Annotated in this window: 21 protein-coding genes; 5 read left to right on the top strand and 16 right to left on the bottom strand. The window is 35.0% G+C overall.

Going from position 1 to position 21,857, the window contains the following annotated elements; translation table 11 throughout:
• Positions 1-5: 5 nt before the first annotated feature.
• Positions 6-2,198 (top strand): anaerobic ribonucleoside-triphosphate reductase, encoded by a 2,193-nt coding sequence (gene nrdD / locus AC4BB2_RS03415; protein ID WP_490474040.1) that lies wholly within the window; start codon positions 6-8, stop codon positions 2,196-2,198.
• Between the two features lie 74 nt (positions 2,199-2,272).
• On the opposite strand, the gene AC4BB2_RS03410 is transcribed toward nrdD, so the two are convergent.
• A complete protein-coding gene (locus AC4BB2_RS03410) occupies positions 2,273-3,388 on the bottom strand; it encodes an internalin N-terminal domain-containing protein (RefSeq protein ID WP_490474039.1) in 1,116 nt (371 codons plus the stop codon).
• Positions 3,389-3,622: 234 nt separating this feature from the next.
• Here AC4BB2_RS03410 and nrdG point away from each other — a divergent pair, with 234 nt between their 5' ends.
• Positions 3,623-4,225 (top strand): anaerobic ribonucleoside-triphosphate reductase activating protein, encoded by a 603-nt coding sequence (nrdG, locus tag AC4BB2_RS03405; RefSeq protein WP_490474038.1) that lies wholly within the window; start codon positions 3,623-3,625, stop codon positions 4,223-4,225.
• Between the two features lie 61 nt (positions 4,226-4,286).
• Here the strand turns inward: nrdG and AC4BB2_RS03400 are convergent, their stop codons facing one another.
• The 10 genes from AC4BB2_RS03400 to tmk all read right to left on the bottom strand — a co-directional run bounded on the left by AC4BB2_RS03400 (position 4,287) and on the right by tmk (position 13,059).
• A complete protein-coding gene (locus AC4BB2_RS03400; RefSeq protein WP_490474037.1) occupies positions 4,287-5,705 on the bottom strand; it encodes a cryptochrome/photolyase family protein in 1,419 nt (472 codons plus the stop codon).
• Positions 5,706-5,817: 112 nt separating this feature from the next.
• On the bottom strand, positions 5,818-6,951 hold the full coding sequence (gene dinB, locus AC4BB2_RS03395) for a DNA polymerase IV (protein ID WP_490474036.1): 1,134 nt from the start codon (positions 6,949-6,951) through the stop codon (positions 5,818-5,820).
• Between the two features lie 198 nt (positions 6,952-7,149).
• Positions 7,150-7,491 (bottom strand): P-II family nitrogen regulator, encoded by a 342-nt coding sequence (locus AC4BB2_RS03390; protein WP_490474035.1) that lies wholly within the window; start codon positions 7,489-7,491, stop codon positions 7,150-7,152.
• A gap of 11 nt (positions 7,492-7,502) precedes the next feature.
• The gene (locus AC4BB2_RS03385) at positions 7,503-8,720 is read right to left on the bottom strand and encodes an ammonium transporter (protein ID WP_490474034.1); all 1,218 of its coding nucleotides are present in this window, start codon (positions 8,718-8,720) and stop codon (positions 7,503-7,505) included.
• A 240-nt stretch (positions 8,721-8,960) separates the two neighbouring features.
• Positions 8,961-9,827: a 16S rRNA (cytidine(1402)-2'-O)-methyltransferase gene (gene rsmI / locus AC4BB2_RS03380; RefSeq protein WP_490474033.1), complete on the bottom strand. Its 867-nt coding sequence runs from the start codon at positions 9,825-9,827 to the stop codon at positions 8,961-8,963.
• A 97-nt stretch (positions 9,828-9,924) separates the two neighbouring features.
• Positions 9,925-10,272 carry a DNA replication initiation control protein YabA gene (locus AC4BB2_RS03375; protein ID WP_010773302.1) on the bottom strand — a complete coding sequence of 116 codons (348 nt, stop codon included), beginning with the start codon at positions 10,270-10,272 and terminating at the stop codon, positions 9,925-9,927.
• A complete protein-coding gene (locus AC4BB2_RS03370; RefSeq protein ID WP_490474032.1) occupies positions 10,265-11,104 on the bottom strand; it encodes a PSP1 domain-containing protein in 840 nt (279 codons plus the stop codon). Before AC4BB2_RS03370 ends, AC4BB2_RS03375 begins: the two co-directional genes overlap by 8 nt.
• Positions 11,105-11,118: 14 nt before the next feature.
• Entirely contained in the window at positions 11,119-12,069 is a 951-nt protein-coding gene (holB, locus tag AC4BB2_RS03365; RefSeq protein ID WP_490474031.1) for a DNA polymerase III subunit delta', read from the bottom strand.
• A 1-nt stretch (position 12,070) separates the two neighbouring features.
• Positions 12,071-12,400: a cyclic di-AMP receptor DarA gene (gene darA, locus AC4BB2_RS03360; protein WP_490474030.1), complete on the bottom strand. Its 330-nt coding sequence runs from the start codon at positions 12,398-12,400 to the stop codon at positions 12,071-12,073.
• A 14-nt stretch (positions 12,401-12,414) separates the two neighbouring features.
• Positions 12,415-13,059 carry a dTMP kinase gene (tmk, locus tag AC4BB2_RS03355; protein ID WP_490474029.1) on the bottom strand — a complete coding sequence of 215 codons (645 nt, stop codon included), beginning with the start codon at positions 13,057-13,059 and terminating at the stop codon, positions 12,415-12,417.
• A gap of 211 nt (positions 13,060-13,270) precedes the next feature.
• Here tmk and AC4BB2_RS03350 point away from each other — a divergent pair, with 211 nt between their 5' ends.
• Positions 13,271-13,936, top strand: coding sequence for an O-methyltransferase (locus tag AC4BB2_RS03350; RefSeq protein WP_490474028.1), 666 nt, complete (start codon positions 13,271-13,273; stop codon positions 13,934-13,936).
• 49 nt (positions 13,937-13,985) lie between these two features.
• Here AC4BB2_RS03350 and recR read toward each other — a convergent pair whose 3' ends face one another.
• Positions 13,986-14,582 (bottom strand): recombination mediator RecR, encoded by a 597-nt coding sequence (gene recR / locus AC4BB2_RS03345; RefSeq protein WP_069636060.1) that lies wholly within the window; start codon positions 14,580-14,582, stop codon positions 13,986-13,988.
• A gap of 525 nt (positions 14,583-15,107) precedes the next feature.
• Between recR and AC4BB2_RS03340 the strand changes: the two genes are divergently transcribed.
• Positions 15,108-16,247, top strand: a complete 1,140-nt coding sequence (locus AC4BB2_RS03340; RefSeq protein ID WP_490474027.1) for an LPXTG cell wall anchor domain-containing protein — start codon at positions 15,108-15,110, stop codon at positions 16,245-16,247.
• A 206-nt stretch (positions 16,248-16,453) separates the two neighbouring features.
• On the opposite strand, the gene AC4BB2_RS03335 is transcribed toward AC4BB2_RS03340, so the two are convergent.
• The 4 genes from AC4BB2_RS03335 to AC4BB2_RS03320 all read right to left on the bottom strand — a co-directional run bounded on the left by AC4BB2_RS03335 (position 16,454) and on the right by AC4BB2_RS03320 (position 20,560).
• Positions 16,454-16,768, bottom strand: coding sequence for a YbaB/EbfC family nucleoid-associated protein (locus AC4BB2_RS03335; RefSeq protein ID WP_490474026.1), 315 nt, complete (start codon positions 16,766-16,768; stop codon positions 16,454-16,456).
• A 15-nt stretch (positions 16,769-16,783) separates the two neighbouring features.
• Positions 16,784-18,532: a DNA polymerase III subunit gamma/tau gene (gene dnaX / locus AC4BB2_RS03330; protein WP_490474025.1), complete on the bottom strand. Its 1,749-nt coding sequence runs from the start codon at positions 18,530-18,532 to the stop codon at positions 16,784-16,786.
• Between the two features lie 136 nt (positions 18,533-18,668).
• Entirely contained in the window at positions 18,669-18,947 is a 279-nt protein-coding gene (locus AC4BB2_RS03325) for a YiaA/YiaB family inner membrane protein (protein WP_490474024.1), read from the bottom strand.
• A 119-nt stretch (positions 18,948-19,066) separates the two neighbouring features.
• Positions 19,067-20,560: an AcpB/EbpR/MafR family transcriptional regulator gene (locus AC4BB2_RS03320; protein WP_490474023.1), complete on the bottom strand. Its 1,494-nt coding sequence runs from the start codon at positions 20,558-20,560 to the stop codon at positions 19,067-19,069.
• Positions 20,561-20,802: 242 nt separating this feature from the next.
• On the opposite strand from AC4BB2_RS03320, the gene AC4BB2_RS03315 reads away from it, so the two are divergent.
• Complete coding sequence (locus AC4BB2_RS03315; protein WP_490474022.1) at positions 20,803-21,810, top strand: immunoglobulin-like domain-containing protein; 1,008 nt, start codon at positions 20,803-20,805, stop codon at positions 21,808-21,810.
• Positions 21,811-21,857: the final 47 nt, after the last annotated feature.

Below are 21,857 nucleotides of genomic sequence, written 5' to 3'. Positions count from 1 at the left end.
AGCAAATGATGGAAATTAAACAAGTGAATAATGAAGAAACCTCTATGAATTCAGCCTTAAGGAAGATCAAAATCGTTAAAAGAGATGGAAGATTAGTTGATTTTAATGATCAAAAAATTTATGACGCTTTGATCAAAGCTGAACAAAAAATCCGAGGTTCTTTAGACCCCCTTGTTCATGAGCGAATTCAAGAAATTGTGGAAAGAATCGATCAGGAAATTTCAGACCGTTTCACTGAAAATGTAAAAATTTATGAGATTCAAAATATTGTCGAACATATTTTGTTGGCGAAAAATGAATACGAGCTAGCTGAGGAATATATCAACTATCGCACACGTCGTGATTTTGAACGGAGCAAGGCAACCGACATCAACTTTACAATCAGTAAATTAATTAATAAAGATCAATCTGTCGTAAATGAAAATGCTAATAAAGATAGTGATGTTTTCAATACACAACGAGACTTAACTGCTGGGATTGTTGGGAAATCGATTGGCTTGAAGATGCTGCCTTCTCATGTAGCTAACGCCCATCAAAAAGGAGATATCCATTATCATGATTTAGATTACCATCCATATACACCAATGACTAATTGCTGTCTGATTGATTTTAAAGGGATGTTGAACAATGGATTCAAAATCGGTAATGCAGATGTTGAATCACCAAAATCGATTCAAACAGCTACCGCTCAAATTTCTCAAATCATCGCTAATGTAGCTTCTAGTCAATATGGTGGCTGTTCTGCTGACCGTGTGGACGAATTATTAGCACCATTTGCTGAATTAAATTATCAAAAACATCTCGCTGATGCAAAGGAATGGATCGATGGTTCTAAACGTCAGGAAGAGTACGCAAAAGCTAAAACTCAAAAAGATATTTACGATGCAATGCAAAGTTTAGAATATGAAATCAATACCTTATTCACTTCAAATGGACAAACGCCATTTACTTCATTAGGCTTTGGTTTAGGGCTAAGCTGGTTTGAACGTGAGATTCAACGAGCAATTTTACAAATCCGCATCAATGGATTGGGTAGTGAAAAAAGAACAGCTATCTTCCCTAAGTTGATTTTCACTTTAAAGCGTGGTGTAAACTTAAATGAAACAGACCCAAACTATGACGTGAAGCAACTTGCATTAGAATGTGCGACTAAACGGATGTATCCAGATATTTTAAATTATGATAAATTAGTTGATTTGACAGGTAGTTTTAAAGTGCCTATGGGATGCCGCTCTTTCTTACAAGGTTGGAAAGATGAGAATGGTGAAGAAATCAATGTCGGTCGTATGAATTTAGGTGTTGTTACATTAAACCTACCAAGAATTGCAATGGAAGCTCAAGGCGATCAGGATAAATTCTGGACTCTTTTAGCAGAACGTCTAGAAACAATGAAAGATGCTTTGCTCTATCGTGTTGAACGTTGTAAAGAAGCAATTCCAGCAAATGCACCGATCCTTTATATGTACGGAGCTTTTGGTAAACGTTTGTCTAAAAAAGATTCTGTTAATGAATTATTTAAAAATAAACGTGCAACTGTTTCATTAGGTTATATCGGTTTATATGAAGTGGCGTCCGCTTTTTATGGTGGAGAATGGGAAAAAAATCCTGAAGCGAAAGATTTTACGATTGCTATTTTAAAAGACTTAAAAGCTCATGCTGATGAATGGGGAAATGATTATGGCTATCATTTTAGTGTTTATTCAACCCCAAGTGAAAGTTTAACTGATCGTTTTTGCCGTTTAGATACTGAAAAATTTGGCGTAATCGAAAATATCACAGACAAAGAATATTATACGAATAGTTTCCATTATGATGTTCGTAAGGATCCTACACCATTTGAAAAGCTAGATTTTGAAAAAGATTATCCACAATATTGTTCTGGTGGTTTCATTCATTATTGTGAGTATCCAGTTTTACAACAAAATCCAAAAGCTTTAGAAGCTGTTTGGGATTATGCTTATGATCGTGTGGGGTATCTCGGAACAAATACACCAATCGACCATTGTTATGAATGTGGATTTGAAGGAGATTTCCATCCAACTGAACGAGGTTTTGAATGTCCACAATGTGGTAACCATGATCCGAAATCCTGTGATGTTGTTAAACGAACTTGCGGATATCTAGGTAATCCCCAAGCTAGACCAATGGTGCATGGTCGTCATAAGGAGATCTCATCTCGAGTGAAACATGTGAAATAATCGAAAAAAGAGACGCATTTACGTCTCTTTTTTGATTTAAAAGGGATAGGGGTAAGGCTCTACTTCATTTATAATTAAATTACTATTACTTTTACTTTTTGTTCTTTTTCATTACCATCACTGTCTATGACAGAATATGTGACTGTATAGGTTCCTTTTTTCGTGACCATATTATTCTCATCTACTGGCACATTGCTTTGTTTTATAAAGACTTTATGGCTAATATCTCCATCTTCTGCATCATAAGCTGAAGCCTTGCTTAAAGGATCAAATTTTGAGCCTAATTTTAGTATACTATCGCAATTCATCATCAATGGTTGCCATTTCAATGGTAATGTATACTCAACTGTTGGTTTGTTGTAGTTTTCAGTGGAAGTCGTTGCTGATTCTACATTCATTATCAAACTTTCGGTCCCATAATCAATGTCATTCTCATCCCAAGAAACACTAAGATCACCATTTCGCACACCACCATTGGGATTCGTAATTGGCATTTTTTTTACTGTTTGAAGAAGATCGGTACTTGTATTTTCTATCACTAATGGATCTTTTCCAACTGTAGCTGTTGGTCGCTTGATCGTTTGGCCTTGATATCTTAAAGCAGACCATAACGCATTTGCAAAAGGCACTTTAGTCAATTTATGAAAATCATCCATATGATTTGCCTTTAAAGCCAATGTTCCAAGCTTTGGCGATGTATTGTACTTAGTCAACACATCGAATGCCGAGTTATCTAATTCTAAAAAATGAATGTGTAATATCCACAGCTTAGGTAGTTTTGTATCTAATAACGGAGAAATATCTGAAATTGGGTTGTAGTAAAATTGTAAATTTTTCAGTTCATGATTTTCCCAATCTCTGAATGGTTCAATACTTTTCACCTCATTATTAAAAAAGTGAAAGGCCCAATTATAGTGCATATATTTGATTCCTTCAATACTTTTAACACCTAGTCCAGTAATATTTATATATGTTATCTTGTCCAAATTTTCTTGAGTAACTAAATCATTTGGGCTCTTTTTTAACTGTTGCGCCATGTAACCAGCAAAAGCTGGATCAGGAAACACTTCGTTCACTTTTGTTGGTTTATCTAAATAAACATATGCCTCTGCAGAATCACCAAACGCAACGAATGTAAATACTGTAACTAACACAAACACCAGACTCAAATACACTTTTTTCTTTATCATACTAACACTCCTTCTTCATTTTTCTATCCCTTACAATTAAAATAACACATAAAGTAAAGTTTTTCAAACTTTATTATCATTTTACTTACTAAATAAAAATAACACAACATATAGCGTAACGAATAAAAATAACACCATATGTTGTGTTATTATGGTGTTTGTGATATTCTTAGATAGATGAAAACTAACAACTAGATTTTATAAACTATCTTATTTTAGAAAGAAGGAATTGGGATGAGAAATCCTAAACCACACGAATGGTTAGCTAAGGAGCTTAGCCAAAATTATGTCGCCGATTATAAAGCATTCAACTTTGTCGACGGTGAGGGTGTTCGAAATAGTTTATATGTAAGTGGGTGTCTCTTCGCTTGTGAAGGTTGTTTCAATCAAGCAGTTCAAAGTTTCCGTTATGGTCAGCCTTTTACAGCCAAATTGGAAGACAAAATCATCGAAGATTTATCTCACGATTATGTACAGGGTCTGACGTTACTAGGTGGAGAACCTTTTTTAAATACTGAGGTTTGTTTAAAAGTAGTTGATCGGATTCATGAAGAATTTGGAAATAAAAAAGATATCTGGTCTTGGAGTGGGTATACTTTTGAAGAACTGCTGTTAGATTCTGATGACAAGCTTGAACTATTAAATAAAATAGATATTTTAGTTGATGGTCGTTTTGAATTATCAAAAAGAAACTTGAATCTACAATTCAGAGGCAGCAGTAATCAACGGATCATCGATGTCAAAAAATCTTTACTCATTGGACAAGCAGTGATTTGGGATAAATGCCATGATGGTGAGCAGGCGTATGAACAAATAAAAAAAGCAGAACTAATTTAAGTCTGCAATATTTGAGGAGTTATGACACTAATGATTTAATAGTGTTATAACTCCTTTTAAATTAATTATTTTTCTCTTTGAAAAAAGATAGTATCTCTCCACGAATTTTACCATGATCAACGATAGGATTGGGATAGTCTTTGCCAATTGTTACATCAATAGATTTTTGAATATCTATCGGCATCTTATTGGGTTCATGGATATACTTGTTCGGAACATTTTTTAGTTCTGGAATAAAGTAACGGATAAAATCGCCGTGATGATCAAATTTTTCACTTTGTGTTGTTGGATTAAAAATTCGAAAATAAGGAACTGCATCCGTGCCTGTTGATGCTGCCCATTGCCACCCACAGATATTACTTGCTGAATCGTAGTCAATTAATTTTTGTTGAAAGTATTTTTCTCCCATACGCCAATCAATCATTAAATCTTTTGTCAAAAATGAAGCAACGATCATTCGCAAACGATTGTGCATCCAGCCAGTTTGGTTAAGTTGTCTCATTCCAGCGTCTACGATTGGAAAACCTGTCTGTCCATTCTTCCATCGTTCAAAAGATTTTTGATTATAATTCCAGTTTAAATTTCGATAGTGCTCTTTGATTTCTTGCGCTTTCTGTTTGGGATTCTCATAATAAATCATATTGTAAAAATCTCTCCAACAAAGTTCCGAGATGAATGTTTGACGACCATCTGAATCTGGTTCAGCATTGACTGCATACCAAACTTTACGGATGGATAATTCTCCCGTTCTTAAAAATCTTGATAGTTTGCTTGTCTGATCTAGGTTAGGATAATCCCTAGTCTTTTGATAATCGTGGAGATGATTCACTATAAAATCTTTTAGGTAAATTTCAGCAGCAACCTCACCACACTCATACTCAAATGGTAAAGCTATTTTTTTAGTAATTTTTTGAAATTGTTTTTCACCTTCACTAAATAATGGATGTACTATTTGATTAAACTGTCTTTCAACAGTCACCAATCTTTCATATGATCTTTTAGGTTTTATTAGCCAATTTCTGAAATAAGGCGTAAATACTTTGTAGTTTTCACCTGTCGGCTTCTTAATTTCTTCAACACCATGTATGTGACTATCTTGAAAAGAGTATTCTTGAATATGATTGTTTTTTAGAAAGACAGCTATTTTTTGATCTCGTTCTCTACCAAAACCTCGCTCATCTTTATTAAAGTAAATTTTATTCCAATCTGGATAAGTTTTTTTTAATGCTGCAAAATTTTCTTCCGTTTCTCCATATAAAAAGTGAATTACTATCCCCTTAGCTTTCACTGTCTCATAAAAAGTATTTAAACTAGAAAAAAAAGAAGCATGATTATAACTCTTTTCTAAAAATTGTGTTGGGTTTAACTGAAATATACAGATAAGTTCATCTTCAGGTTGACTATGTTCAAGCATCTTATTGAAAGCAGTATTATCATCTATACGTAAATCTTTACGAAACCACATAATTGTCTTACTCATTCATATTCTCCTCTTATTATGAATACTAGTACACTCTATGTTGATGGTAGCACAGATAATCTTTTATAACTAAAATTTAAAGTTGCAAACAAACCGGTACCTTTGGATTACTTTATAGCTCTTTTTCATTTTGTTTTTCCCATAAAGGCAATACTATATTCTCATAAGACATCGGATCAAGATTTGTTAAGGTTATTCCTAATAAACGGATGCCTTGTTCCAGACCTAGAATTTCTTCCCAAATTAAGTTTGCTTGATAATATAATTCCTCTTTTTTAGAAATATATTCTGGTAGCGTCTGACGTTTAGTTACTGTTGTATAATCTGCATAACGAACTTTCAAAACAACTGTCTTTCCATGTTTTTGGACTCGATTCAAAGATTCTTCCACACGCTCTGCCAGTTGTCTTAATTGAGCAGTGACTTGGGCTTCAGTTGTTAATGGTGTGCCATATGTATGTTCTTTACCTACTGATTTACGATCTCTTGTGATATTTACAGGAGAATCATGGATTCCTCTAACCTTTCGATAAAGAGAATAACCCATTTTGCCAAAATTACGGATTAGTTCCATCTCGTCTACTTTATATAGATCCTCACCTGTAAAAATACCTAAGTCATGCATTTTAGGGACCGTCTTCTTACCAACACCATGAAATTTCTCAATAGGTAAAGCTTTCAGAAAATCTTCTGCTTCATCCGGCATCACAACCGTTAATCCCTTTGGTTTTTGAAAATCAGAAGCTAATTTTGCCAAAAATTTGTTATAACTAACGCCTGCTGAACAAGTTAAGTGCAGCTCATTCCATATATCGTATTGAATCAGCTTAGCGATTTTAATAGCTGATTTACTATTGATTTTATTTGTTGTCACATCTAAATAGGCTTCATCTATTGAAACAGGCTCAATAATATCTGTATAGCGGTGAAAAATTTCTCGAATTTGCTGAGAGATGTCAGCATATTTTTGATAGTCTCCAGCTTTAAAAATTGCCTCGGGACATAACTCATAGGCTTTTTGTGCACTCATAGCAGAATGAATACCGAACTTTCTCGCTTCATAATTTGCTGTAGTCACCACACCTTTGCCTCCTGTATCGCTTGGGTGACGTGCAATCACCAAAGGATGCCCTGCAAGCTCTGGATGATCTCTTTCTTCTACAGAAGCAAAAAATGCATCCATATCAATATGGATAATCTTGCGAGAAGTATCCTTTTTTAAAGGGAAACGCAATTCACTAATCATAGTCGTCATCCTCCTTTAAAATAGATCTGACGTATCTTTTAAACCTCTTATAAACCATTTTTTAATTCTTGATCAAAAATTAATTTTCTAGCATCTATCACATCCATTATATACGAACTTTTGTTCGTTCACAACTTATTTTACCTAAAAAAAGAAGTAAAGCCATTTTAAGCTTTACTCCTTCTATAGATTTCTTTATTAAATCGCATCTGCTCCTCGTTCACCCGTTCTAATGCGAATCGCTTCTTCCACATTGTAAACAAATATCTTCCCATCACCAACTTCTTCTGTCTGACAAATAGCCAAAATCAAAGAAATAATCGTTTCAACATCTTTGTCTAAAACAACAAAACTGACTTTTACTTTAGGCAGCAAGGTAGTGATGATTTCCTGACCACGAACATATTCCTTTAACCCTTTTTGATTTCCAAAACCTAAGACTTGGCTTACAGTCATTCCTGTTGCTTCAAAGCTGTCGTCTATTTTCACTTTCAATTCTTCTAGTTTTTCCTGTTGAATGATTGCTTCTACTTTTTTCATCTGTTTTCCTCCTAAGAATCTAAGCCCATAAATGTTGGATAAGCTGTTTCATCATGTTCGATTCTATCTAATCCTAGAGCCTCTTCTTTCGCTGAAACCCGAATTGGCATGAACAGTTGAATCCCTTTAATAATGATAAAACTAGCGACTCCTGCAAATACAATCGTAAAAGCAATACTAGCGACTTGTGCAATGAATAGCTCTGTTCCACCATAAATCAATCCTGTTTTTCCACCTATTGATGGATCTGCGAAAACACCTGTCATAATACCGCCAAAAATCCCACCAACCCCATGACAGCCAAACGCATCCAGTGCATCATCATAACCTAATTTATGTTTAACGAATGAAATAAAATAATAACAAAACGGGCTAACTAACGCTCCCAGAACAAATGAACTCCAAAGTGACACAAAGCCTGCTCCTGGCGTAATAGCCACTAAACCAACGATTGCTCCTGTACAAGCTCCGACAATTGTAGGTTTACCAATCGCTAGTTTTTCAATTAACATCCACGAAAGCATCCCACTTGCTGCTGCAGTATTTGTCGTCAACATAGCATGTATCGCTACCCCGTCAGCTGCTAAAGCAGATCCTGCATTAAATCCAAACCAGCCAAACCATAGCAGCCCTGCGCCTAATACAACAAATGGAATATTATGCGGACGATATTCTGTTTGTTTATATTCTCTACGATGACCCAAGACGATCGCCAAAACCAAACCTGAAATACCTGAACTAATATGAACAACATTTCCCCCAGCAAAATCGACTGATCCAATTTGTTCTAGGAAACCACCGCCCCATACCATATGCGCCATTGGATAATAAACCACTAAAGACCAAATACCAATAAACAAAAAAATTGCAGAAAATCGCATCCGTCCAACAACAGCTCCAGTGATAATCGCTGTAGTGATTAGGGCAAACATCATTTGGAAACCAGCAAAAAGCCCTTCTGGAATCATTTTTCCTTCAGTCATTGAAACATGATTAAAAAACACTTTATTCAAATTCCCAACAAATGAATGATCTCCACTAAAAGACATTGAATACCCGACGATTATCCACAAGACGGAAGAAAGTCCCATCACACAAATCACCATCATCATAGTATTGAGAATATTTTTTCTTCTTTCCAATCCACCATAAAAGAATGCCAAGGCAGGTGTCATTAAAAATACCATTGCTGAACAAATGAGAATAAAAGCAATATTTCCTGTTTCCATAAAACCCCTCCTACTTCAAATTAAGCCAACCTTCATTTAGCTTTGTCAGTTATTCTATCATCATTATTTAATAAATTACATCAAAAATAGTTGGATTCGGAAAAATAATTTAAATTTTCTGACAATTAAAGTTACAAAAAATGACATCTATACCAATAGAACGTTTTCATTATGTTGTAAACAAAAAATAAACTGACCATTCAACGTCAGTTTATTTTAAAGTTATTCAATTAAGCAACTTCAATCTACATGATATTCTTTATACACTTCTTGTTTTTTTAATCCTCGCAACTTAGCAACTTCTTTGATTGCCTCTTTAGAAGAACTACCAGAATTTATCAATAGTTCAATGTGTTCATTGATGGGAAGTGCCAAATCTTCGTTATCAGCTGTTTCATCCCCTGTAAATCCCTCAACTAAAAGACAACACTCACCTTTTAAAGTATGCTCCGCTAAATAGTCTCTTAATTCAGCCAAGGTTCCACGAAGATATTCCTCATGAAGCTTCGTTAATTCCCGACAGATAACAGCTTTACGTTCATCACCAAATACCTCTGAAAAATTCTTTATTGTAGCAGCAATTCGATGAGGAGATTCATAAAAAATCTGAGTAGGTTGTGCTATTTTTAGCTTCTCCAATACTTCCACTTGTTCTTTTTTCTTTCTAGGTAAAAATCCATAAAAAGTAAAGGGTTGCGGTGATAAACCAGAAGCAATTAAAGCTGTAATACCGGCTGTTGGCCCAGGTAGCGCAATGACTTTGATTCCAGCTTCAATGCAAGCTTCCACCAATTCATGACCTGGATCGCTGATGGACGGCATACCGGCATCACTAACCTGAGCAATGATCTCACCTAACTCTAAACGTTCGATAAATTGTGGAATTCGTTCTTTATAATTGTGTTCATGAAAACTGATTTGTGGTGTTGAAATTTCAAAATGATTCAGTAACTTTTGGGTATTGCGAGTATCTTCACTGGCAATGATTGTTGCTTCTTTTAAACTATTGACGCAGCGGAAGCTCATATCTTCTAAGTTTCCTATTGGTGTTGGCACCAAATATAACTGTCCATTACTGGATGAATCGAAACTTTTTTGTTTTTGCATAGTCGCTCCTTTTTCAGCCTTTGGGTTCATTCATTGAAAAAGAGGCTGAGACAAGTTTTGTCACAGCCTCTTAATTTGAATAAATAAAAACCTATATTTACTTGTATCTTTCACCATAAATAACATCTAAACAAAACGCACATTCTTCATCATTTTCACGGCGTGAACCATATAAAATATTGCAGACATGAAATCCTTCTTCGTAAAGTTTTTCTAAATTCATACGTGATTTAGATAGCTCTTGTTTTGCTGGATCATTAGGGTCACTAGCTAATTTCGTCAGCTCCTGCAAATGTTCCCGCAAGCGCTGATTTTCGATTTCAAGAGTTGTATTTTTTTCAACTAATTCATGCAATGCTTCTTTAATCTCTGATAATTGCCCTAACGTTCCTTGTAAATCAGTCTCTAAAGAACTCAGACCATCATATAAAGAGCGTTTATCCATTGTGATCACCTTTTTCGGCTTGAGCTTTTTCTGTTGCTTCTTTGATTTCTTCATAATCGTATTCAACAGCTATTTCACGTCCAACTAACCGGACTTTGATAATTCGACTCAATAAGTTCAATCCCACAACCCGACCTTTTCCGTCTGGGGTGATTACATCTTTACCATAATCTGGCAATTCTTTTTTTGCTTCTTCGTATTCATCATTCTCGTATTTTAAACAACACATCAAGCGCCCGCATAAACCAGAAATTTTTACAGGATTCAATGATAAGCCTTGATCTTTTGCCATCTTGATTGATACTGGCATAAAGTCACCTAAAAAAGTCGAACAGCAAAGTTGTCTTCCGCACGGACCGATTCCGCCTAAAATCTTCGCTTCATCTCTGACACCGATTTGACGTAATTCGATTCTTGTCCGGAAAATCGCAGCTAAATCTTTAACTAGCTCACGAAAGTCAATTCGTCCATCTGCTGTAAAATAAAAGACCATTTTGCTGCGGTCAAATGTATACTCCACCCGAATCAACTTCATCTCTAATTCGTGTGCTCGGATTTTTTCTTTAGCAACACTTAACGCGGCTTGTGCATCATCTACATTCTTTTGTTCTTTTTGTAAATCCGATTCAGATGCTTTATTTAAAATTGGTTTTAATTCCTCAGGCAAATCTTCTGGCTCAATGGACTTTTTTGGTATGGCAACTGTGGCCAGCTGTTTAGATTGCTGTGATTCCACAAGAACTTTCTCATTGTAAAAATACTCTGATTTTCCAGGAGCAAAATAATAGATATGACCTGCTTCACGGAAGCGAACTCCTACTACTTCTACCATTTTCATCCTCCTATTTATGTTTTAGGGTGAATCATTCGTATCACTAATTGTTCGCAGACACTTTGAAAACTGACATTAGCTTCCCATTTTTGTCGTGCTTTTAAAATCAGTTCAACTCGTTGTGCATGTTGTTCTACTACACGTTTAAGCTGCTCAGTCACGACACTTTCAGTGAGTTGTTTGCGATAATAAGCAAGTAATAAATCAAAACTCAACGCTTGCTGATCTTTGTCTTTAAAGACCTTAATCATCTTTTTTTGGACATAGACAAAAGCTTGAAGATCATCTTTTATCAAGTAATCAAACCATTGTTGAGTAATTTCCCTAGCTTCATTAAACCATTCATCTTGAGAGATTTCAACTGCTTTGTCAAAACTATTTGTCAGTTCTGCTAAAAGACTCGCCGTATTTTTATTGATTCCTGACTCTGTTAAAGCTTGTACTAATTTATCCTTAACTAAAGGTTGAAAATGAAGAACCTGACAACGTGATTGAATCGTCGGTAAAATTTTAGTTAAAGATGTCGTCTCTAAGATTGCTAAGACTTTACCTTCCGGCTCTTCTAAAAATTTTAATAAACTGTTGGCTGCACCAACACTCATCTTATCTGCTTGTTCAATCAGAAAAACTTTTTGCGCTGTCTCCACGCCACTTTTGCTGAACTCGGCTTTTAGTGCTCTGATTTGATCGACTTTGATTGTTTGACCATCAGGCGCAATCCGCAGTACATCCGGATGTTCATTTTCATTGATCCGCAAACAATTATTACACTGATTACAGGGATTATTATCTGTCAAATTCAAACAAAAAACGTGCTTTGCCATCCACAACCCAAACTCTTTTTTACCAGTTCCTGTATCGCCTTCAAAAAGATAAGCATGGGCAAGACGACCATGCTCAAAACTTTTTTGAAGTTGCTGGTAAAGGAGCGGTTGTTGCTCCTTTAAAACTTGCGCTTCGTTCATCTTAATATTGATGGAATCCTTCTACCGGAAGAACAAACACAGTTGCGCCTCCAACTTCGACCTCTACAGGATAAGGTACTTGTCCATCCATCGTAAGATCTAGTGTTACAGGAGTTGACACATATTGTTTACGAGATTGACAGGTTTTCTTGATTAGTTCCAATGCTTCTTCAACACGGTCATCATCAATACCAACAATAAACGTACTGTTTCCAGCTTTTAAAAAACCGCCAGTTGATGATAGTTTAGTCGCACGGATATTGGCATCAATAAATTCATTTGCTAATCGGTTGCTATCTTTATCTTGGACAATCGCTAAAATAATTTTCATATTCGGTCACCTTCCTAGTTTCTAAAATATTCTGGATAACGGTTTACGATTGCTTGGAAAGTCGCTTCAACAACATCTTCCAAACTCATTCTGGCATCGATTTTAGTGATTCTTTCTGGATTTTCTTCCACCAGTTTTAAATATTCATGGCGAACTCGTTGATGAAATTCAAGACCTTCTGAATCTAATCGATCAATCTGTTGATGACGATGATTTTTAATACGGTTAAGTCCTGTATCTGAATCGACATCAAGGTAAATTGTAAAATCTGGTACGGTTCCTTCAATTGCAAATTCATTGATTGACGCGATTGCTTCAACACCAATCCGTCGCCCCGCTCCTTGATAGGCTAAAGAACTATCTACAAAACGATCACATAAAACAATCTTACCTTCTTCTAATGCAGGCAATACTTTCTCCATCAAGTGCTGACGTCTAGCAGCTGCATAAAGCAGTGCTTCTGTCCGTTCGTCCATCTCTTGATTCTTTGGATCTAAAATGATTTGACGAATCTTCTCAGAAATTGGAATACCGCCAGGTTCTCTCGTTTTAATGATACTTTTTTCTGCAGCTAAATCCAATCTTGGATATAGCTCATTTAATACACTTGTTTTTCCTGCGCCATCTGGACCTTCAATTGTTATAAAAATACCTTGCACTGTACTAATCCCCTAACTTACTTTGATTCCTTCTACCTATTATACTTTATCTATCACAATCAGTCTAATTGAATTCCTTAACTCTGAAAAGAAATTTAAACATCCCCGTGAAATTTCTTTTAAGTTGGGTTATTCCATCAGTTATTTATTAAAAAAAGTGATACAATCAACTTAGTTAAGTAACATTATAAAAAAACTGGGAGTGAGTTATTTGGAAAATTTATTTGCATCAGTTGATAATTACTTTATTGAAAAGTTAGTGGAAAATGATCCTATTTTTGATCAAGTTCTTGTTAATAACCAAAAACACCAATTACCTCCACATGATGTTTCACCTTCTCAAGGGAAATTTCTTTACCTTCTTGCAAAAATAAAAGGTGCTAAACGAATTTTAGAAATTGGAACACTTGGCGGATATAGTACGCTTTGGTTCGCTAAAGCAATAGATAATGAGGGCAAAGTCATCTCTCTTGAATATGATAAAAAACATGCTGAAGTTGCTGAAGAAAATTTAGTTCTCGCAGGAGTTTCTGAAAAAACAACGATTATAGTTGGTGCTGCTTCTGATAGTTTAGAACAAATGGTACTCACTCAAACCAAACCTTTTGATTTAATCTTTATTGATGCCGATAAAGAGAATAACTCAGTTTATTTAAATTACGCGTTACAACTCGCTCAACCAGGAACTATTATTATTGGCGATAACGTGGTGCGTGATGGTGCTGTCATTGATTCCTCCAGTTCTGATGGAAGAGTTTTAGGTGTACGTTCTTTTGTGGAGGAGCTATCTAGCTCTCCACACTTAACTTCAACTGCTATTGAAACAGTTGGCATAAAAGGATATGACGGATTTACAATCAGCATTGTTGAAAAATAAAGAATAAAAATCAGCTATCAATGTAATAGATAGCTGATTTTTATTTATTTTAAAGTTCACGTCGCCCTTCCACAGCTTTCAATAACGTTACTTCATCTGCGTATTCGATATCACTGCCGACAGATAACCCATGAGCTAAGCGAGTCACTTTGATGCCAGCTGGTTTAATCAAACGAGAAAGATACATTGCTGTGGCTTCTCCTTCTGTAGTGGCATTGGTTGCAATAATCACTTCTTTAACTTCATCATCGTGCAACCGCTGAATCAAAGAAGCAATATTGATATCTTCTGGACCAGTCCCTTCCATTGGCGATAAGACACCGTGCAGTACATGATACAGACCATGATATTCACGCATCTTTTCCATCGCCATGACATCTTTAGGTTCTTCTACAACTAAAATAATACTGCGGTCTCTCGTTTTATCCTGACAAATTTCACAAGGATCTTCTTCTGTGATATTGCCGCAAATACTGCAAAAATGTAAATCACGTTTCACACTGATTAATGCTTTGGCAAAAGCATTAACATCTTCTTCTTTCATATCAAGTGTATAAAAAGCCAAGCGTACAGCTGTTTTTTGTCCGATGCCAGGTAATTTCATATAACTTTCGACTAATTTAGCGATGGGTTCTGGGTAATGCATTTTCAACAAATCCTTTCAAACACAAACGATTCACGATTGGTTGTAAACTATGTATTCCTTATAAGACTAATGTACATTATAACATTTTTTCTTGATGATTTTGTAGGATAATGATTTTTCTCTACTTATAGCAAGTTTTGAATATCATATAAATCAATATTCAACCGATTTGCAACCTTTCAAAAACCTCATCCAAATTATCTCTTTTTCATATTCCGTTACACAATAACCGAAAATATAAAAAAATTATAATATAAGTATAAAACACATTTCCCCTCTTCTGATTTCTTTTCCCATCTCAAGATAAACGAAAATAAAAAAACTTCAAAACAGTATTCATAATCTTAAATACGTTTACAAATATAGCTTAAAATAAAATAAATCAATTTTAGAATAACAAAAAAAATTCCATAACTATCATTATATTTCTAATTTATCTCTAAAAAAACCTTGACTTTTATTTTGTATATCGTATATTTATTAATGGTTGGAAAAACAATTTTTTACAAAAAAGGAGATTTTTATATGAAAAAAAGTTTAAAGATTATGGCTGCATTATTATTAATCAGCTCTGTTGTTGGTTCGACGCAATTTGTAAATTCTGTTGTTAACGCTGAGGAATCAGCAGTTTATAACGATGAAGTCGCTGGTCGTCGTAAGATGTTAGAAGACGAAGTAGAAGTTGCTAAGGAAGTATTAGCCACTCCTGGCTTACATGACATGTACACTGCAGATTCTATTGCAAGACTAGAAGCTGCATTAGCTGACGCTCAGAATGTCTTAGATAATAATTTAGAAAATGATTATTCTGTTTCTTATTCAGACCTACGAAATGCACGAGTTTACCTAGTTTCAACTGAGGTTCCAGAATCTAGTTCTTCTGAGTCTGGTTCTACCGAATCTAGCTCTTCTGAATCTGGTTCTACCGAATCTAGCTCTTCTGAATCTGGTTCTACCGAATCTAGTTCTTCTGAGTCTGGTTCTACCGAATCTAGTTCTATTGAATCTGGTTCTACCGAATCTAGTTCTATTGAATCTGGTTCTACCGAATCTAGCTCTTCTGAATCTGGTTCTACCGAATCTAGCTCTTCTGAATCTGGTTCTACCGAATCTAGTTCTTCTGAAGTAGCTGCTCCATCTATTGAGGTTGGTTCTCAAACTGTAACTGCTTATGTTGGTCAAACACTAACAGAAGATATCATTTTAAGTTGGGCAACCTTTAAAAATGCCGAAGGACTTATGGTTGGCTTTGAAGTAATTGGTGATCCAATCCAAGTAACTTCTCTTGGAAATAAGTTAGTAGAAACTGGAACTCATACAATAAGATTCTTTGTCAGTAATCCAACTCAACAACGTAGTGTAAATAATGTTGTTGCAGAAAAAGAGATTACCTTAAATGTTCTTCCAGAAAGTGATAACCCATTGAATCCAGCTTTACCAGGGGAAGAAACTGATAAATCTTCTACAGCTACAAATCTTGTTTCTCAAGTAGCCTCTCCTGTATCTAATTCTACTACAGCTAAAAAAGAAATTAGTTCAGGAAAAACAACTGCTAAACAATTACCTTCAACAGGCGAAACAAGCAATAGCATGATGATCGCTTCATCTGGGGTATTATTAATCGCAGGAGCTTATATCTTTAGAAAAAAACAATTAAACAAATAAACATTTTTTATCAACCAACTATGGTGGATGAAGAATGCACATAGAAAAACTAGAGGGATTTCCTCTAGTTTTTTCTATGCATTTGAATAAGTCAGTAGAGATTCATTTATTGTTTATTTATAACTATTTTAAAGGCGTTATAAAAATAGACAATCATCAGTTTTTTTACTGCTGATTGTCTATTGATGATTTACAATTCTTTTAAATTAAAATCCAGGCATACCTTTAGCATATTTCCCCATTGTCGCTTCTGTTTCTTTTTCTACCTTAGTCAATGCATCATTAACAGCCATGATTACTAGATCTTGCAACATTTCTACATCTTCTGGATCAACAATCTCTTCTTTAATTGAAATATCTTTCATTTTACGATCACCAGTAAATGTTGCTGTCACTAACTCATTGCTTGAAGCACCTACGAATTCTCTTACATTTAATTCAGCTTGTGCTTTTTCCATATCTTTTTGCATTTTTTGGACTTGTTTCATCATCCCTTGCATATTTCCCATGCCACGCATCATAATTATCGTCTCCTCTTAGTCGTTTATTACTTCAACGAGCTCATCACCAAACATAGCGATCGCTTCGTCTACTACTTGATTATTTACTTCTACTGCTGGTTCTTCTTCTGCTAATAGATGAATATCTTCATTAACAGATGGATCGTCATTTATTTGATCGCCTGATGTTTCTTTATTTTGACTAATAAATGATTGGCGCAACTTCGGCCAGCTTTCCTTTGTAATACACACCATGTCAGGCGCATAATTTACTAGACGGCTTAAATTATTATGAACTGCTAATTGTAATTCATCATCATCCATCGCCCGACCACATACAATCTCATAATCAAATGCAATCACTAATCCATTAGGACTTGCTGCCACAGGCTCACTGGCTTTTAACATAGCTCTTTGAGTCACAGACATCATCTGTAATAAATCATCCCAAACATTTTTCACATTCAATAAATGGTCTTTTGTGGCTTCATTCAGTACTTTATATACAAGTTCAGTTGGAATACGTAGTGCATTTTTACTGCTGGTTACTCGTGTTGTCTTCACAGGTTCAGCTTCTTTAGTTGTTACACCATTTTTCTTTAATTCTGTTAATTCTTTTTGTAGATGCTCGATTTGTTGTTGCAAAGTCGCTATTTCTGCGCTCTCTACAGGTTGAGCTTCTTCAGAAATCACCGCTGATTTTTTTACAGATTTTGCTAATTTAACAGTGGCTACTTCAAGATAAATATTGGCATTATTGGTAAAGCGAATATCATTTTGAGTATCACTTAAGATTTGGATCATTTGATAAATTTTTTCAGCATTTGTCTTACCTGCTAGTTCTTTGAAATTATCTGTCAGATTTCCGACTTTTTCAGCCAACAATTTTGGTGCTTGTTGAAACATGAGTAAATCACGGCAATATAATAACAAATCTTCTAAAAATCTTCTTGCTTCTTTACCAGAACTAAGAATATTCTCTAAGGTCTCTAACGCTTGCTCCACATCACCTGTTACACAGCTGGAAATATATTGATCCATCATCTCGTACGTCAAGCTACCGGTCACTTGCATCGCATCTTGCAACATCACTTTTTGATCACTGAACGAAATCGTTTGATCCAGAATACTCAAGGCATCCCGCATTCCACCTTCTGCTGCTCGACCGATAACATACAAAGCTTGCTCTTCAAAATCAACATTGATTTCTTTTAAAATATAGCCCATATGATCGACAATGTCTTGGGTGCTGATCCGTTTAAAATCAAAACGTTGTGTTCTTGAAATAATCGTTAACGGAATCTTATGGGGTTCTGTTGTAGCTAGAATAAAAATAACATTTTGTGGCGGTTCTTCTAACGTTTTTAGTAATGCATTGAAGGCACCTGTCGATAACATATGCACTTCATCTATGATATAGACTTTATACTCTGCTTGCGTTGGTGCATATTTTGCTTTATCACGAATGTCACGAATTTCTTCTACACCATTATTACTAGCAGCATCAATCTCGATAACGTCATTTAAACGACCTTCTGTGATTGCTATACACGTTTCACATTCATTACAAGGTTCCCCGTCTACACTATGTTTACAGTTAATTGCTTTAGCAAAAATTTTCGCTGCACTGGTCTTTCCTGTTCCTCTTGGGCCGGTAAATAAATAGGCATGCGAGGTTTTCTTTTGTATGATAGCATTTTTTAATGTCTGAGTAATTGCTTTTTGTCCGACAACATCATCAAAGCGCTGTGAACGCCACACACGATACAAAGCTTGATAAGCCATGATTTACCCCTCCCTCGAAATTTCACTATCTACTATTATACGTGATTTTTATGGATAAGGCATTAAAAAAAGCTAACTCATTAAAATTTTTTTCACAAAAAAAAGCCCTGACTCTCGTCAGAACCTTTTAAACACATTAAATATGTGTATCTGTGCTTTCATTTTTAGCTGGTCCGTCCATCGCACGGAACATTTGATTGTAACGTTCTTCGTCTTCTTGATTGTCTCTAATCACCTTTGAAAGGGTGAAGGATGAAGAAATCAATCCAACTGATCCCATTAAATAGTACCCTTTAACCATCAATGGTTCTTTTAATGTGTATAAACCAATCAACATCAATGCCACAAAAAAGGCAAATGATCCCCAACTTAGAAAGACAAATGCAGGCGTATTTCTGTATGCTTTCTTTTTCATATCTTTCTCCTTTAAATATAATAGTGCCTTTTTATTATATCATTACCATTTATTAAATGACAGCCTTTATTTTAATCTCAAAAGAATAGTAAATTAGAACAATTAATTAAAATAACAGACTACACATTTAAATAAGCAATGTCTTTTGGCAAAACAAGTCGCCTCTTATCAATGTATTTACGTAAATCAGTTAAATTTTTGAAGGAAGGAATATCTTCTACGATCATATTAACTTTTTCATCAACCGCTTCAACAGCATAATTTGATACGTAAAGATCATATTTTGGACTAACCGTATTGATTGATTCTTCATAAAAATGGTTCTCTTGGACAGAAAGAGCAATCTTATTTTGAAAGTTCTCTTTTAAAATTGAACTAAGCAGTTTGGCGTGTTCTTTTCCTAAATCACTCAAAACCAACACCGATAATTGATGCCTCATTTCATCTGTAATCTTACTAAGGTTTTCCCAACGAATCGCCATTTCGTGAAGGATTCCATCCAAATACATTGTCTTCCAAGGGAATTTCATTTTAGCTTCAAGAACACCTAATGCTTTATTGACAACTGCGGTAAAGACAATAAAATTTTGTTTAATTGCTTTGCTTGAATATAAGTAACGATCATAAACCATAAACTTTTTGTAAGGAAACATCTTATGCTTCGCATAAATATATTCAATCAAACGAACAATGCTTACTCTACTTTGATCCGAGATTGAGATAAATAGAGCATTTTTGATTGTGTTCACTAATTCTTCTGCTTGATGAATAACATTGGCTTTCTCTTGTTCATTATCCCAACCGAAATCCCACCAAAAAATAGAATAACAAAAATCTTCATACCAATCATCTGGCATTACCACATCGATAGGGTCCGCAATTTTCTCTATATCAGCCTTAAATTCTCTTATATCAATTGTCTTTTTGACAAAGCTATTGATAGGGTCTTTTCTAGATTGTATTAAGAATCCTTGCTGTTCTCTAATAACTGTTACTGCAATAGAATATGCCAGATGAACTGCCTGACTATCATTTAATTCCAACTTAAATTTCTCATTTATCCTATTAGATAACTGGAATATTTTTTCTTTGTCTAAATGAAACGGCCAGTCACGAATACCATATACCTCTATAAAATAGCAAGTAAAGAAATAGCGGATTTGTCTTTCATCTTTTCCATGAACAAAATAAGGAGAGCGACTCATTTGAATATTTCGGTCTTTTAAAGCTGAACCAATTAAATTAGAGAGTCGATATAAACTAGAGTTACTTAAAAATAATTTTTTTTCCCAATAAACGGCAGATTTCATTGGCTCAAAAAAAATCGACTCTAATAAAGAAAAAGCATTTGATTCTTGGATAATTTCTATATAAATTTCATGGATTGAACGATGAGGCGAAGCAATGAGCCGAATACCGTATTTTCTAGATGTCTCTATCGTTAAATAATCTGACCAGCGATCTTCCAGATACTGGCAATCTTGCATAATCGTTTTTTTTGAGCAGTCAATACTATCCGCTAAATAATCAGAAGTGATCCAGCCATTTGGTCCATTCAATAAATTTAGCAACAACACTCTTCGATGCATTGATGGTGACAATAGTCTCTCCATTTTATCTCCTCTTTTCACTTTTTATATAAATATTCTTCATAAATTTCCATTTGTTATGAATATTTTGAAGAAACCCTTATTTAACAATAATTATAGCATCATATTTCATTTTTTTGTATTAATCAAAAGCGCAACTCAATTGGTTTATTTAAAAACTGCTCTTATTATAAAAATATAAAAACGCGGATTTAAAATTTATCGATAAATGGAAAATCTCACCACACTTATTGGAGGGATTCTACATGAAAAAAAACACAATCAAACAAACCATTGTCATTGGCGTCATCAGTATTTTAGGTGTAGCTTTATTTATTGGCGGATACATTTTCACTGATACTTTCAGCAAAGCAAATAACTTGAACGCTACTTCTAAAAAAGAAAAAGTTAGCTTAATAAAAAATGTTCCTACAGACAAAGATTTAATTACTTTATCCACTACTACCAAGAAAAAACAAGACAAAGCAAAAATAGTTGCTGTAAATGTTACTAAAGATACCACAGCACCTAAAATTAGCGCACCAGAAGAAACAGTCGAACAAAACACACAAGTCAACATTTATGAAGATATCGCTGCTACTGATAATAAAGATGGAGATATTACTGCTAAGGTATCCACAGATGAAACATTGGATACATCTGTGGTAGGAACACAAACTATTCATTATTCTGTAAAGGATACTAGTGGCAACGTAGGTGTCATAGAAAGAGTATTTCACGTTGTTCCAAAAAGTGAGCCTGTAGCTACTCCACAAGCAGTACAAACACCAGTAGAAACAGTTGCTACACCAGCTGAAGCCACTCAAGCGGCACCTGAAGTTCCTGTTGAACCAGCGTTTGCACCAATGACAATCACTATGAACGGACAAACTATTCCTTATCAAAATGGAGGACAAGGCAGCGGTCAAAGTATCATTGATTCAAATCCTAGCGGTGTCGCTTCCACATGGGGCGGAGCAGCTGTTCAATCTGGCAACGACGGTCAAAACACTCATTTCATCGGTCATAATCCTGGTGCTTTTTCTACAATATTCTCACTAGGTGCTGGTAGTCAGATTGTCGTAACAGATGCTAATGGTACACCTACAACTTATACTGTACGTACATTACTACAATTAGATGATTATGGAAACGAGGTAGGTACAGGAACGAATTATTGGGATCTTTCTGTAGGCACCGGTGGCGGAGAACGAATTACGCTTCAAAGCTGTATCAATGATGATATTAACTTGTTTGTTATTGCTTATAAATAGAGAGTACTAAAAAGAAGTGACCTCCAAAATTGTGCGTAAACACGACA

The sequence above is a fragment of the Enterococcus sp. AAFC-DPL-5146 genome (assembly GCF_058216635.1).
Note: the sequence above shows the minus strand (reverse complement) of the source record. Positions and strands in the feature narration are given on the sequence as shown.

Bases quoted from the DNA above. Each gene is read 5' to 3' on its own strand.
- nrdD (WP_490474040.1), top strand. From the start codon at position 6: ATGATGGAAATTAAACAAGTGAATAATGAAGAAACCTCTATGAATTCA.
- AC4BB2_RS03410 (WP_490474039.1), bottom strand. From the start codon at position 3,388: ATGATAAAGAAAAAAGTGTATTTGAGTCTGGTGTTTGTGTTAGTTACA.
- nrdG (WP_490474038.1), top strand. From the start codon at position 3,623: ATGAGAAATCCTAAACCACACGAATGGTTAGCTAAGGAGCTTAGCCAA.
- AC4BB2_RS03400 (WP_490474037.1), bottom strand. From the start codon at position 5,705: ATGAGTAAGACAATTATGTGGTTTCGTAAAGATTTACGTATAGATGAT.
- dinB (WP_490474036.1), bottom strand. From the start codon at position 6,951: ATGATTAGTGAATTGCGTTTCCCTTTAAAAAAGGATACTTCTCGCAAG.
- AC4BB2_RS03390 (WP_490474035.1), bottom strand. From the start codon at position 7,491: ATGAAAAAAGTAGAAGCAATCATTCAACAGGAAAAACTAGAAGAATTG.
- AC4BB2_RS03385 (WP_490474034.1), bottom strand. From the start codon at position 8,720: ATGGAAACAGGAAATATTGCTTTTATTCTCATTTGTTCAGCAATGGTA.
- rsmI (WP_490474033.1), bottom strand. From the start codon at position 9,827: ATGCAAAAACAAAAAAGTTTCGATTCATCCAGTAATGGACAGTTATAT.
- AC4BB2_RS03375 (WP_010773302.1), bottom strand. From the start codon at position 10,272: ATGGATAAACGCTCTTTATATGATGGTCTGAGTTCTTTAGAGACTGAT.
- AC4BB2_RS03370 (WP_490474032.1), bottom strand. From the start codon at position 11,104: ATGGTAGAAGTAGTAGGAGTTCGCTTCCGTGAAGCAGGTCATATCTAT.
- holB (WP_490474031.1), bottom strand. From the start codon at position 12,069: ATGAACGAAGCGCAAGTTTTAAAGGAGCAACAACCGCTCCTTTACCAG.
- darA (WP_490474030.1), bottom strand. From the start codon at position 12,400: ATGAAAATTATTTTAGCGATTGTCCAAGATAAAGATAGCAACCGATTA.
- recR (WP_069636060.1), bottom strand. From the start codon at position 14,582: ATGCATTACCCAGAACCCATCGCTAAATTAGTCGAAAGTTATATGAAA.
- AC4BB2_RS03340 (WP_490474027.1), top strand. From the start codon at position 15,108: ATGAAAAAAAGTTTAAAGATTATGGCTGCATTATTATTAATCAGCTCT.
- AC4BB2_RS03335 (WP_490474026.1), bottom strand. From the start codon at position 16,768: ATGATGCGTGGCATGGGAAATATGCAAGGGATGATGAAACAAGTCCAA.
- dnaX (WP_490474025.1), bottom strand. From the start codon at position 18,532: ATGGCTTATCAAGCTTTGTATCGTGTGTGGCGTTCACAGCGCTTTGAT.
- AC4BB2_RS03325 (WP_490474024.1), bottom strand. From the start codon at position 18,947: ATGAAAAAGAAAGCATACAGAAATACGCCTGCATTTGTCTTTCTAAGT.
- AC4BB2_RS03320 (WP_490474023.1), bottom strand. From the start codon at position 20,560: ATGGAGAGACTATTGTCACCATCAATGCATCGAAGAGTGTTGTTGCTA.
- AC4BB2_RS03315 (WP_490474022.1), top strand. From the start codon at position 20,803: ATGAAAAAAAACACAATCAAACAAACCATTGTCATTGGCGTCATCAGT.